This is a genomic window from Weizmannia sp. FSL K6-3076 (assembly GCF_038007245.1).
Taxonomy (GTDB): domain Bacteria; phylum Bacillota; class Bacilli; order Bacillales; family Bacillaceae_C; genus Weizmannia; species Weizmannia faecalis.
The window spans coordinates 3,507,871-3,521,844 of record NZ_JBBOWU010000001.1; the positions used below are offsets into that span (position 1 = coordinate 3,507,871).

Genomic DNA, 13,974 nt, shown 5'->3' on the forward strand with positions numbered 1-13,974 from the left:
AGGTTGCATAAATGGCTGACACACCGGAATCAAATATTGTGGAAGTAAACTTAACCCAGGAGATGCGCACATCCTTTCTTGACTATGCGATGAGCGTCATCGTTTCCCGGGCCATTCCGGATGTACGGGACGGATTAAAGCCTGTGCATAGGAGAATTTTATATGCGATGCACGATCTCGGGATGACTCCTGATAAAGCGTATAAAAAATCGGCGCGTATCGTCGGGGAAGTCATCGGGAAATATCACCCGCACGGCGATTCGGCCGTGTATGAAACAATGGTGCGGATGGCGCAGGATTTCAGCTACCGCTATATGCTGGTTGACGGGCACGGCAACTTCGGATCGGTTGACGGCGACCCGGCTGCTGCCATGCGTTACACGGAAGCGCGCATGTCAAAAATTTCCCTTGAACTGCTGCGCGATATTAACAAAGATACAATTGATTTTCAGGACAACTATGATGGTTCGGAAAAGGAGCCGGCTGTCCTGCCTTCCCGTTTTCCGAATCTGTTGGTGAACGGTTCTTCCGGGATTGCGGTCGGCATGGCAACGAACATTCCACCGCATCAACTCGGTGAAGTCATCGACGCGATTCTTGCTTTAAGCAAAGACCCGGATATCACGATCCAGGAATTGATGGAATATATCCCAGGGCCGGATTTCCCTACGGCCGGTTTAATTGTCGGAAGAAGCGGCATCCGCCGTGCTTATGAAACGGGAAGAGGCTCTATCACACTTCGCGCAAGGGTGGAAATTGAACAAAGATCAAACGGCAAAGAATCCATCATTGTGACCGAACTGCCTTACCAGGTCAACAAAGCCAAATTGATCGAACGGATTGCAGAACTTGTGCATGAAAAGCGGATCGACGGCATTACCGATCTGCGTGACGAGTCCGACCGCAACGGCATGCGGATGGTGATTGAAGTCCGCCGTGATGCAAATGCGAATGTGATTTTGAACAATTTGTACAAGCATACCGCCATGCAGACGACATTCGGTATCAACCTGCTGGCGCTTGTTGCAGGCCAGCCAAAAGTGCTGAATTTAAAACAGGCGCTTAAGTTTTACCTTGACCATCAGGAAGAAGTGATCCGCCGCAGAACGGCTTTTGAACTGAAAAAAGCGGAAGCGCGCGCCCATATTTTGGAAGGTCTGCGCATTGCACTCGATCATATTGATGCGATTATCCAGCTGATCCGTTCCTCGCAAACAACGGATATTGCCCGCAACGGCTTAATGGAGCAATTTTCCCTGTCCGAAAAGCAGGCACAGGCAATTCTCGATATGCGGCTGCAACGTTTGACCGGACTGGAACGCGAAAAAATTGAAGAAGAATACCGGGGCTTGATCCAACTGATTGCAGAACTGAAAGCCGTTTTGGCAGATGAAGAAAAAGTGCTTGAAATCATCCGTGAAGAGCTGCTCGAAATTAAAGAACGGTTTAATGATGAACGGCGCACGGAAATTATAGCAGCAAGCGTTGACCAGATTGAGGACGAGGATTTGATCCCGCAGGAAAGCATCGCCATCACCCTGACCCATAACGGCTATATCAAACGCCTGCCGATTTCGACGTACCGGAGTCAGAAACGCGGCGGCCGCGGCGTGCAGGGGATGGGCACGAATGAAGACGATTTTGTTGAACATCTCTTAACGACATCAACACATGATACGATCCTTTTCTTCACAAATAAAGGAAAAGTCTATAAGAAGAAAGGATACGAAATCCCGGAATACGGCAGAACGGCAAAAGGCATTCCGATTGTCAACCTGCTTGAAATTGACAGGGATGAATGGATCAATACGATGATCCGTGTGGAAGATTTCGTAGAAGACTGGTTTTTATTTTTTACCACAAAAAAAGGCATTTCAAAACGCACGCCTGTAACTGAATTTGCCAATATCCGGACGAACGGCCTGATTGCCATTCATCTGAAAGAAGAAGATGAGCTGATTTCCGTAAAACTGACGGACGGCCATAAAGAAATCATTATCGGTACGAAGAACGGCATGCTGATCAGATTTCCCGAAACGGATGTCCGTTCAATGGGAAGGTCGGCAACAGGGGTAAAAGGCATTACCTTAAGCGGCGATGATGAAGTGGTCGGCATGGAGATTCTGGAAGAAAACGATGATGTGCTTATTGTGACCAAAAACGGCTATGGAAAACGGACAAAGGGAAGCGAGTACCGCATCCAGAGCCGGGGCGGAAAAGGTTTGAAAACCTGCAATATCACAAGCAAGAACGGGCCACTTGTTGCTGTGAAGACGGTAACGGGAGAAGAAGACATCATGCTCATTACAGCAGGCGGCGTGCTGATCCGGATGGCTGTCGGGGATATTTCGGTGCTCGGCAGAAATACAATGGGTGTCAAACTGATCCGTCTTGGTGACGAAGAATATGTTGCGACAGTCGCAAAAGTGGAAAAAGATGAAGAAGAAAATCATGTGGATCCGGTGGAAGAAACCGGGGAGGAATAAGAAATCTCAGGAAGCATTGCACACAATGCTTCTTTTTTTTGATAAAATATGGGCAGCACAGTTGCTTGTTGACGGAGGGAGAAAAACTTGAAGATAAAAGTAGTCGATCTCGTCCCCGGCTATTGTTTGGCTGAGGATGTTATGGGGAAAACGGCTCACCCCATTATGCCAAAAGGAACCCTTTTAACGCAGAAAATGATTCATATTTTGAAAGCATTCGGGATAGAAGAAGTGGATGTGGGCCGTTCCAATAGCCGTAAAGAGACGAAAGAGAGCACGAGGGAAGAAAGTCAGGAAACGGCAACAGTGCCAGAAGCATTCCGGGAGCAGTACACGGCTGCGGTTGGCAGTTACAAGAAAATGTTTCAAAGCTGGCAGTCCGGTTCCAAAGTCAGTGTAGGGGAAGTGAGGGATTTTTTTATTCCGCTTTTTGAATTGATCGAACAGGATCCCGGGAAAATCCGCATTATTCATCAATATGCAACAAAAGAGGAATACATCTATCATCATGCCGTCTCGGTCGGACTGTTAAGCGGCGCAATCGCCCAAAAACTGCAACTCGGGAAGGGAACTTGCTATCAGGCTGCATTGGCGGGCTGCCTCGCAGATGCCGGCATGGCAAAAATCCCTGCGCCTTTGCTGAGAAAATCAGCCTCCTTAACAGAAGAAGAATACGAAGAAATCAGGAACCATCCTGTATACGGGCTAAAAATGGTCCAGCACTCGCCCCTTTTGAAATCCGAAACGAAACTCGCAATTTTACAGCATCATGAACGTCTTGACAAAAGCGGCTATCCATTTGGTGAAAAACCGGACAGAATTCCGATCCTGTCAAGAATTGTTGCCGTTGCGGATGTATACCATGCCATCGTATGCGACCATATTTATAAAAAGAAGAAAATCCCGTTTCAGGCCATTGAAGAGCTGCTGGAGGATCACTTCGGAGAGTTCGATATTGCTGTGATCCATGCATTAATTAGCCTTGTTGCCCATTTAACGATTGGATCAAAGGTCTTTTTATCCAACAATGAAGAAGCAGAAGTGCTTTACATGAAACCGTCCGCTCCCATTAAACCGCTTGTAAAAATTTTAAGCAGCAATGAAATGGTGGATTTGGAAAGCCGGCCTGATTTGTTTATTACAGAATTAATCCGGTGAGGTTTGAAAAGCAGAAACCGGCCAAAATAGAAGCCTTATTATATTTTGTTTGGATAACCCTTAGACACCGATGCCGTATTTATTGTCGTACCAGCGGAAGCCTTCAGGAGAGATAAATTTATTACTTTATGTATTGCCAGAAACAATATCTATCCGGAGCATAATTGATTTTACGTAAAAACCTTAAGTTCAATTTATTTAGATTTTGTGCATTGTATAGGATTTTGTTGCGCGAACCGAAAAAAGTACTTGCAATTTACTGCATAACGAGTATAATAGAAATTGTGCTTTTTATGGTTGCTTGTTGATTTGCTTTTTTTGTTGACACAAGCTGCCGGATATGTTATGATATAAAAGTCGTCACAAGATGTGATTGTTCCTTGAAAACTGGACAAAACGAAACGTCAAATTCTTTTTGAGCTTTTATCAAACATCTTTACTGAGAGTTTGATCCTGGCTCAGGACGAACGCTGGCGGCGTGCCTAATACATGCAAGTCGTGCGGACCTTTTAAAAGCTTGCTTTTAAAAGGTTAGCGGCGGACGGGTGAGTAACACGTGGGCAACCTGCCTGTAAGATCGGGATAACGCCGGGAAACCGGGGCTAATACCGGATAGTTTTTTCCTCCGCATGGAGGAAAAAGGAAAGACGGCTTTTGCTGTCACTTACAGATGGGCCCGCGGCGCATTAGCTAGTTGGTGGGGTAACGGCTCACCAAGGCAACGATGCGTAGCCGACCTGAGAGGGTGATCGGCCACATTGGGACTGAGACACGGCCCAAACTCCTACGGGAGGCAGCAGTAGGGAATCTTCCGCAATGGACGAAAGTCTGACGGAGCAACGCCGCGTGAGTGAAGAAGGCCTTCGGGTCGTAAAACTCTGTTGCCGGGGAAGAACAAGTGCCGTTCGAACAGGGCGGCGCCTTGACGGTACCCGGCCAGAAAGCCACGGCTAACTACGTGCCAGCAGCCGCGGTAATACGTAGGTGGCAAGCGTTGTCCGGAATTATTGGGCGTAAAGCGCGCGCAGGCGGCTTCTTAAGTCTGATGTGAAATCTTGCGGCTCAACCGCAAGCGGTCATTGGAAACTGGGAGGCTTGAGTGCAGAAGAGGAGAGTGGAATTCCACGTGTAGCGGTGAAATGCGTAGAGATGTGGAGGAACACCAGTGGCGAAGGCGGCTCTCTGGTCTGTAACTGACGCTGAGGCGCGAAAGCGTGGGGAGCAAACAGGATTAGATACCCTGGTAGTCCACGCCGTAAACGATGAGTGCTAAGTGTTAGAGGGTTTCCGCCCTTTAGTGCTGCAGCTAACGCATTAAGCACTCCGCCTGGGGAGTACGGCCGCAAGGCTGAAACTCAAAGGAATTGACGGGGGCCCGCACAAGCGGTGGAGCATGTGGTTTAATTCGAAGCAACGCGAAGAACCTTACCAGGTCTTGACATCCTCTGACCTCCCTGGAGACAGGGCCTTCCCCTTCGGGGGACAGAGTGACAGGTGGTGCATGGTTGTCGTCAGCTCGTGTCGTGAGATGTTGGGTTAAGTCCCGCAACGAGCGCAACCCTTGACCTTAGTTGCCAGCATTCAGTTGGGCACTCTAAGGTGACTGCCGGTGACAAACCGGAGGAAGGTGGGGATGACGTCAAATCATCATGCCCCTTATGACCTGGGCTACACACGTGCTACAATGGATGGTACAAAGGGCTGCGAGACCGCGAGGTTAAGCCAATCCCAGAAAACCATTCCCAGTTCGGATTGCAGGCTGCAACCCGCCTGCATGAAGCCGGAATCGCTAGTAATCGCGGATCAGCATGCCGCGGTGAATACGTTCCCGGGCCTTGTACACACCGCCCGTCACACCACGAGAGTTTGTAACACCCGAAGTCGGTGAGGTAACCTTTACGGAGCCAGCCGCCGAAGGTGGGACAGATGATTGGGGTGAAGTCGTAACAAGGTAGCCGTATCGGAAGGTGCGGCTGGATCACCTCCTTTCTAAGGAAATTAAGGAAAACTTCGTTTTCCAAAATTAAGTTTGATGTTTCCGTTTTGTTCAGTTTTGAAGGTTCAATCCTTCCTTATATTTCCTTTCATTAAGGGCCTGTAGCTCAGCTGGTTAGAGCGCACGCCTGATAAGCGTGAGGTCGATGGTTCAAGTCCATTCAGGCCCACCATTCCTTAATGATCGGGGCCTTAGCTCAGCTGGGAGAGCGCCTGCTTTGCACGCAGGAGGTCAGCGGTTCGATCCCGCTAGGCTCCACCTTTATAAATGTGTTCTTTGAAAACCGGATAGGAGAAACAAACCAAGTAAACCGAGAATCGCTTATTTTTGGATTTAAACCTTTTTATGGTTAAGTTAGAAAGGGCGCACGGTGAATGCCTTGGCACTAGGAGCCGATGAAGGACGGTACAAACACCGATATGCTCCGGGGAGCTGTACGTAAGCTTTGATCCGGAGATTTCCGAATGGGGAAACCCCCTGTCTTTAATCGGACAGGATTCCTGCCTGAATCCATAGGGCAGGAAGGGCACACCCGGGGAACTGAAACATCTCAGTACCCGGAGGAAGAGAAAGCAATTGCGATTTCCCAAGTAGCGGCGAGCGAACAGGAAACAGCCCAAACCGGAAGGCTTGCCTTCCGGGGTTGTAGGACACTCATATGGGAGTTACAAAAGAACAGGTTAAGTGAAGCGGCCTGGAAAGGCCTGCCGGAGAAGGTAAAAGCCCTGTAACTGACACTTCGTTCTCTCCCGAGTGGATCCTGAGTACGGCGGGACACGAGGAATCCCGCCGGAATCCGGGAGGACCATCTCCCAAGGCTAAATACTCCCTAGTGACCGATAGTGAACCAGTACCGTGAGGGAAAGGTGAAAAGCACCCCGGGAGGGGAGTGAAAGAGATCCTGAAACCGTGTGCCTACAAGTAGTCAGAGCCCGTTAACGGGTGATGGCGTGCCTTTTGTAGAATGAACCGGCGAGTTACGGTCTCATGCAAGGTTAAGCTGAAGAAGCGGAGCCGCAGCGAAAGCGAGTCTGAACAGGGCGAAAGAGTATGAGGCCGCAGACCCGAAACCAGGTGATCTACCCATGTCCAGGGTGAAGGCAAGGTAACACTTGCTGGAGGCCCGAACCCACGCACGTTGAAAAGTGCGGGGATGAGGTGTGGGTAGCGGAGAAATTCCAATCGAACTTGGAGATAGCTGGTTCTCTCCGAAATAGCTTTAGGGCTAGCCTCAAGCGAAGAGTTTTGGAGGTAGAGCACTGTTTGGACGAGGGGCCCTCATCGGGTTACCGAATTCAGACAAACTCCGAATGCCAAAAACTTATGCTTGGGAGTCAGACTGTGAGTGATAAGATCCATGGTCGAAAGGGAAACAGCCCAGACCGCCAGCTAAGGTCCCAAAGTATACGTTAAGTGGAAAAGGATGTGGCGTTGCTTAGACAACCAGGATGTTGGCTTAGAAGCAGCCATCATTTAAAGAGTGCGTAATAGCTCACTGGTCGAGTGACGCTGCGCCGAAAATGTACCGGGGCTAAACGTATCACCGAAGCTGCGGATGGACACCGTATGGTGTCCGTGGTAGGAGAGCGTTCTAAGGGCGTTGAAGCCGGACCGGAAGGACCGGTGGAGCGCTTAGAAGTGAGAATGCCGGTATGAGTAGCGAAAGAAGGGTGAGAATCCCTTCCACCGAATGCCTAAGGTTTCCTGAGGAAGGCTCGTCCGCTCAGGGTTAGTCGGGGCCTAAGCCGAGGCCGAAAGGCGTAGGCGATGGACAACAGGTTGATATTCCTGTACCGCCTCTTCACCGTTTGAACGATGGGGGGACGCAGGAGGATAGGGCAAGCGCGACACTGGTTGATCGCGTCCAAGCAGTTAGGCCGGTGCGGAGGCAAATCCTTCGCGCCAAGGCGGAGCTGTGATGGCGAGGGAAATTTTAGTACCGAAGTTCCTGATTCCACACTGCCAAGAAAAGCCTCTAGTGAGGTGAAAGGCGCCCGTACCGCAAACCGACACAGGTAGGCGAGGAGAGAATCCTAAGGTGAGCGAGAGAACTCTCGTTAAGGAACTCGGCAAAATGACCCCGTAACTTCGGGAGAAGGGGTGCTTTTTGGGGTGTATGCCCCGGGAAGCCGCAGTGAATAGGCCCAGGCGACTGTTTAGCAAAAACACAGGTCTCTGCGAAGCCGCAAGGCGAAGTATAGGGGCTGACACCTGCCCGGTGCTGGAAGGTTAAGGAGAGGGGTTAGCCGTAAGGCGAAGCTCTGAACTGAAGCCCCAGTAAACGGCGGCCGTAACTATAACGGTCCTAAGGTAGCGAAATTCCTTGTCAGGTAAGTTCTGACCCGCACGAAAGGTGTAACGATCTGGGCACTGTCTCAACGAGAGACTCGGTGAAATTATAGTACCTGTGAAGATGCAGGTTACCCGCGACAGGACGGAAAGACCCCATGGAGCTTTACTGCAGCCTGATATTGAATTTTGGTACAGCTTGTACAGGATAGGTAGGAGCCTTGGAAACCGGAGCGCCAGCTTCGGCGGAGGCATCGGTGGGATACTACCCTGGCTGTATTGAAATTCTAACCCGCACCCCTTACCGGGGTGGGAGACAGTGTCAGGCAGGCAGTTTGACTGGGGCGGTCGCCTCCTAAAAGGTAACGGAGGCGCCCAAAGGTTCCCTCAGAATGGTTGGAAATCATTCGCAGAGTGTAAAGGCATAAGGGAGCTTGACTGCGAGACTTACAAGTCGAGCAGGGACGAAAGTCGGGCTTAGTGATCCGGTGGTTCCGCATGGAAGGGCCATCGCTCAACGGATAAAAGCTACCCTGGGGATAACAGGCTGATCTCCCCCAAGAGTCCACATCGACGGGGAGGTTTGGCACCTCGATGTCGGCTCATCGCATCCTGGGGCTGTAGTCGGTCCCAAGGGTTGGGCTGTTCGCCCATTAAAGCGGTACGCGAGCTGGGTTCAGAACGTCGTGAGACAGTTCGGTCCCTATCCGTCGCGGGCGCAGGAAATTTGAGAGGAGCTGTCCTTAGTACGAGAGGACCGGGATGGACGCACCGCTGGTGTACCAGTTGTCTTGCCAAAGGCATCGCTGGGTAGCTATGTGCGGAAGGGATAAGTGCTGAAAGCATCTAAGCATGAAGCCCCCCTCAAGATGAGATTTCCCACAGTTTATACTGGTAAGATCCCTGAAAGATGATCAGGTTGATAGGTCCGGGGTGGAAGCGCGGCGACGCGTGGAGCTGACGGATACTAATCGATCGAGGACTTAACCAAATAGAAAAGCGAAGGGCGCCTTGAAAAAGGTGCACTGGAGCTAGACAATTCTCAAAGTTAGAAACGCGTTCTCCGTTTACAGTTTTTTCTCCCATCCGGTTTTCAGGGAACACATCCCAAAAATTATACAGGTCCGGTGATGATGGCGGAAAGGTCACACCCGTTCCCATCCCGAACACGGAAGTTAAGCTTTCCAGCGCCGATGGTAGTTGGGGGTTTCCCCCTGCGAGAGTAGGACGTTGCCGGGCCAAAAGAGAACCGCAGACAAATGGTCTGTGGTTTTTTTATTTCTTTTACCATCCTCGCTTCAATCGTATGAAGGACGTAGCCCAACGATAAGGGAAGATAAATGCCGAGTATATGTAAAATTTTACTCGGAGGGGCAGATAAGTGAAAAAATGGGAAGACACTCTATTATCTAAATGTACACCTTGAAATGAACATCTAGAGAGAGGTTTCCCATGGATATGATATTACGTACAGGAACGGGAATTTTTAGAGTAACGAAAGGAATTAAGAAAACATCTCAAAAAGTGCAAAAAGTAAATTGAACATAGAGCCCGTCTACGTTAAGGAAGCGTCGAAAAACGAAGGCCTTTCTTTACATAGAGCCCCTCTATGTTAAGGAAGCAAACAAAAACGAAGATCTTCCTTCACTTAGAGCGCATCTACGTTAAGGAAGCGCGGAAAAAAGGCGGTCTTTCTTTACATAGAGCGCGTCTACGTTAAGGAAGCAAGCAAAAACAAAGGTCTTCCTTAACATAGGGCGCATCTACATTAAGGAAGCGCGGAAAAAAGGCGGTCTTTCTTTACATAGAGCGCGTCTATGTTAAGGAATCAAACAAAAACAAAGGTCTTCCTTAACATAGGGCGCGTCTACGTTAAGGAAGCAAACAAAAACGAAGGTCTTCCTTCACTTAGAGCCCGTCTATGTTAAGGAAGCAAGCAAAAACAAAGGTCTTCCTTAACATAGGGCGCGTCTACGTTAAGGAAGCAAGCAAAAACGAAGGCCTTCCTTAACATAGGGCGCGTCTACGTTAAGGAAGCGCGGAAAATTGAGGGCCCTCCTTCACATAGAGCGCGTCTATGTTAAGAAAGCAAGCAAAAAAGACGGCCTTCCTTCACATATAGCCCGTCTACGTCAAGGAAGCAAACAAAAACGAAGGTCTTCCTTCACTTAGAGCCCGTCTATGGATTAAGTCCGTATAATTGTGTAAAAAGAAGGAGTCATTTTATCAACTCTTGGCAACACTGTTTTCAACGACGATAAACAATGAAAAGAGGAGATAAAATGACTCACTTACAGTTTAACCTAAATTTGGATGTTTTAAAAGAAGCCATCATGACTTCCGATCTTGACGCGGTAATTAAATCAGCGGTTGTCCTCGTGTTAAACGAGTTTATGGAAAAGGAAAGGGATGACTATTTAAAAACGAGCCCTTATGAACGCGCTGTTGAACGCCGGGATTACCGGAACGGTTACTATGAACGCGAGCTGTTGATGAGCATCGGCAATGTTACATTAAAAGTTCCCCGGACACGTAATGGCGAATTCTCAACTACCTTATTTGAAAAGTATGCCAGATGTGACCAAGCTTTCGTCCTTTCAATGTTGGAGATGGTCATCAATGGCGTCTCTACCCGTAAGGTCACAAATGTCGTAGAACAGCTTTGCGGTAAGAATGTATCCAAGTCGTTTGTCTCTTCCCTTACGCAAAAACTGGATCCCATTGTGAATGCTTGGGCCGAGAGACCGTTGAATACAACCTACTACCCTTATGTGTTTGTGGACGCCATGTATATAAAAGTACGGGAGCACCATAAGGTCATATCAAAGGCTGTTTATATTGCGACTGCCATTACAGAGAAGAATACACGTGAAATACTGGGTTTAAGCGTTGACCATGCAGAAAGTTTGGAGAGTTGGAGTTCATTTTTTAAACAACTTAAATCACGTGGACTCCAATCACCAAAACTCGTTATTTCCGATGCTCACATGGGCCTTCAGAAAGCAATACAACGGGAATTCATTGGCACTGCTTGGCAAAGGTGCAATGTTCATTTTAAACGCAATATCATTGAAAAACTGCCCAAAAAAGATACTGCAGAAATCCGGGTGATGATTAAGCGCGTGTTTGAGGCCGTTACGATTGAGGACATACGCAAGTTTAAAGATGAATTAATAAACAAATTTGGTACAGAAGCAAGATTTGAAAAAGCCCTGGCCATTTTAGATGAAGGTTTTGAAGATACTATCCAATACATGAACTTTCCTGAGAATATCCGTATGCACATACGGAGTACTAATTCCCTCGAGCGGCTTAACCAAGAGGTTCGTAGAAGGGAAAGGGTCATTCGCATTTTTCCTAATACCCAATCTGCTTTTCGTTTGGTTGGTGCCGTTTTAATGCAGTATCAAGATACAGAATACTCGAAGAGGAAGTCACTTATGGGAAAGAATAGTTAGCAGCATTTTCAGCTTAACTTCCATCATGGATGATTTCATCTCCGGGAAGGGATGTCAAATTGAAAGGCATTTGACATCCCTTCCCGGAGATGAAGAAAAAAATCCATGGAAGTTAAGCCGAAAAAATGAAGGGGTGGTTGAAAACATTTGCCCATAAATTTACACAATAACCTGGACTTGACTCGTCTATGTTAAGGAAGCAAGCAAAAACAAAGGTCTTCCTTAACATAGGGCGCGTCTACGTTAAGGAAGCAAACAAAAACGAAGGTCTTCCTTCACTTAGAGCCCGTCTATGTTAAGGAAGCAAGCAAAAACAAAGGTCTTCCTTAACATAGGGCGCGTCTACGTTAAGGAAGCGCGGAAAATTGAGGGCCCTCCTTCACATAGAGCGCGTCTATGTTAAGAAAGCAAGCAAAAAAGACGGCCTTCCTTCACATAAAGCCCGTCTACGTCAAGGAAGCAAACAAAAACGAGTCTCTTCCTTCACATAAAGCCCGTCTTCGTTAAGGTTTGCTGAACGAATCCGATTCTGAGTTTGTACCCAATTTGTCAGCAAGCTCTTTCTTATCGCGTTCTTTTGAGACATACACACACCTGAAAAACCGGCATACGATACCATACATCATTTCGCTTTCTCGTTGCAACATTTGAAAAAATCTCTTTGATTGTGAATAGTCCGCGGAAATGATGGCAATTATAATGAGCAGGGGGTGGAGCAGATGGATCGGAGTGCCCTGAGACATGAACCGGAAATGTGCATTGTTTGTGAGAAATTGAAACATAACGGCATCCATCTTTATACATCATTTATCTGCAGTGACTGCGAAAAGGAAATGGTCCGTACCGATACGGGAGATCCGCGTTATTCCTATTTTGTCCGACAGTTGAAAGCAGTTCAAAGCCCAAAATGTATACATGACCAAGCATATTAAAACAGGCTTGGTTATTTTTTTGTTCTGCCCGTGTAAATGCTACTCTATGAAAAGATACTCGGACAATCGGAAAAACTTCAATCACCCATTTCCTGCCCGCTTTTACCCGTTTATAGTAAAATAGAATAAGTAAACTCGGGGCCGGTTTTTACAGGCGGCTCCGTATGATAAGGGGTACGGAGATGGATCAAAATCGAATGCCATTATTTGAAGCGCTATGCCGCTATCAACATAAAAATCCCGTTTCGTTCCACGTGCCGGGGCATAAAAACGGCTTGTTGATTGAGCCGTTGTTAAAAGAAAGCGCGTCTTTTTTACAATATGATGCAACAGAATTGTCCGGGCTGGATGATTTGCACCATGCTGAAGGAGCCATTCAAGAAGCACAGGATTTGCTGGCTGCTTATTACGGCAGTGAAAAGAGCTATTTTCTCGTAAACGGAAGCACCGTTGGCAACCTCGCCATGATCCTTTCTGTATGCCGGCCGGGGGATCGTGTGCTTGTGGACCGGAACTGCCATCAATCGGTTTTGCATGCCCTCAGGCTTGCCAGGGCAAATCCGGTTTTTGTTTTTCCTGAAATCGATAAGGAACGCCAAATGCCGGCAGGATTTTCAGAAAGATTATTTGTACAGGCGTTCAGGAAATACCGGGACGTGAAAGCGTGTATTTTGACTTATCCGACTTATTATGGCATCACCTACGATTTGCGGGCTGTGGCTGACATCGCACATCAAAACGGCGCTTATGTGTTGGTGGATGAAGCCCATGGTGCGCATTTTCAGATTGGCTCCCCGTTTCCGGAGACGGCGCTTCACCAGGGGGCAGATGCCGCTGTCCAGTCTGCCCATAAGATGCTGCCGGCTATGACAATGGGGTCTTTTTTACATATCCGTGCGCCGCATTTTCCGTTTGAAAGACTTGGATTCTATTTATCGGCACTGCAATCGAGCAGCCCGTCGTATCCCATTATGATGTCGCTCGATTACGCAAGGTGGTATGCCGCCAATTTCAGCCGTGAAGATATCTGCTATACCCTGACACAAAGGGAGCAATTTTCCGCGCGGCTCAGCAAGATGTTAAAATGGGAGAAAAAGGAGGGGCAGGATCCGCTGAAATTGCTGGCGACATTTCCCGGCCTCTCCGGGTTCAAACTTCAGTCCGTGCTTGAAGGTGCCGGTGTGTACACAGAAATGGCGGATTTACAACGGGTTGTCTTTGTGCTGCCGCTTTTAAAAAACGGTATGCCTTTTCCGTATGAGGATGCTGCCGGGCGGATCGAAGCAGCACTGTCCGGAGTATCTCCACAAGCCGAGAATGAATCCCTGCTGAAACGGGTGGAGCAAAAACAGGCGTCCGGATATAGCCGGATGGAAACAGCAGGCTTGGACGTCCTGCATGGGTTAACGGAACTCCACCTTGCTTATGATGAAATGGAAGAAAAAGAGGTAGAATGGGTATCATTTGCAGAAGCGAAGGGGCGGATTGCGGCAAAAATGGTTACGCCGTATCCGCCCGGTGTGCCGCTTCTTGTGCCGGGTGAACAGGTTAGAGACGCCCATATTTACCAAATCCAACAACTGCGCGCTTGCGGGGCAAGGTTTCACGCGGATGCTCCGTTTTTTGAAAACAGGCTGGCAGTTTATAAATAGAGA

General features: G+C 48.3%; 5 protein-coding genes, 2 tRNA genes and 3 rRNA genes. All 10 read left to right on the top strand.

The genetic code is table 11. The features are described 5' to 3' along the window. The first annotated feature begins 11 nt into the window (after window positions 1-11). The 10 genes from gyrA (at window position 12) to NSS95_RS16645 (ending at window position 13,971) form a co-directional block, all read left to right on the top strand. Window positions 12-2,486, top strand: a complete 2,475-nt coding sequence (gene gyrA / locus NSS95_RS16600) for a DNA gyrase subunit A (protein WP_340714033.1) — start codon at window positions 12-14, stop codon at window positions 2,484-2,486. Window positions 2,487-2,573: 87 nt separating this feature from the next. Next, complete coding sequence (locus tag NSS95_RS16605) at window positions 2,574-3,644, top strand: HD-GYP domain-containing protein (RefSeq protein ID WP_061577293.1); 1,071 nt, start codon at window positions 2,574-2,576, stop codon at window positions 3,642-3,644. Window positions 3,645-4,079: 435 nt separating this feature from the next. Next, window positions 4,080-5,633: ribosomal RNA gene (locus NSS95_RS16610) — 16S ribosomal RNA — on the top strand. Window positions 5,634-5,735: 102 nt separating this feature from the next. Then, window positions 5,736-5,812 (top strand) — tRNA-Ile (locus NSS95_RS16615). Window positions 5,813-5,825: 13 nt separating this feature from the next. Then, a tRNA-Ala gene (locus tag NSS95_RS16620) sits at window positions 5,826-5,898 on the top strand. Between the two features lie 89 nt (window positions 5,899-5,987). After that, window positions 5,988-8,920, top strand: a 23S ribosomal RNA gene (locus tag NSS95_RS16625). A gap of 132 nt (window positions 8,921-9,052) precedes the next feature. Further along, window positions 9,053-9,168: ribosomal RNA gene (gene rrf / locus NSS95_RS16630) — 5S ribosomal RNA — on the top strand. The 16S, 23S and 5S rRNA genes sit together here with 2 tRNA genes alongside, the layout of an rRNA operon. A 1,043-nt stretch (window positions 9,169-10,211) precedes the next feature. Next, window positions 10,212-11,387: an IS256 family transposase gene (locus NSS95_RS16635; RefSeq protein WP_017551449.1), complete on the top strand. Its 1,176-nt coding sequence runs from the start codon at window positions 10,212-10,214 to the stop codon at window positions 11,385-11,387. Between the two features lie 719 nt (window positions 11,388-12,106). Continuing rightward, on the top strand, window positions 12,107-12,319 hold the full coding sequence (locus NSS95_RS16640) for a sigma factor G inhibitor Gin (protein ID WP_014096595.1): 213 nt from the start codon (window positions 12,107-12,109) through the stop codon (window positions 12,317-12,319). A gap of 182 nt (window positions 12,320-12,501) precedes the next feature. Then, window positions 12,502-13,971, top strand: a complete 1,470-nt coding sequence (locus tag NSS95_RS16645; RefSeq protein WP_017550884.1) for an aminotransferase class I/II-fold pyridoxal phosphate-dependent enzyme — start codon at window positions 12,502-12,504, stop codon at window positions 13,969-13,971. Window positions 13,972-13,974: the final 3 nt, after the last annotated feature.

What these genes read in the sequence shown, in the direction of transcription:
- gyrA (WP_340714033.1), top strand. Translation starts at nt 12, where the DNA reads ATGGCTGACACACCGGAATCAAATATTGTGGAAGTAAACTTAACCCAG.
- NSS95_RS16635 (WP_017551449.1), top strand. Translation starts at nt 10,212, where the DNA reads ATGACTCACTTACAGTTTAACCTAAATTTGGATGTTTTAAAAGAAGCC.
- NSS95_RS16640 (WP_014096595.1), top strand. Translation starts at nt 12,107, where the DNA reads ATGGATCGGAGTGCCCTGAGACATGAACCGGAAATGTGCATTGTTTGT.
- NSS95_RS16645 (WP_017550884.1), top strand. Translation starts at nt 12,502, where the DNA reads ATGGATCAAAATCGAATGCCATTATTTGAAGCGCTATGCCGCTATCAA.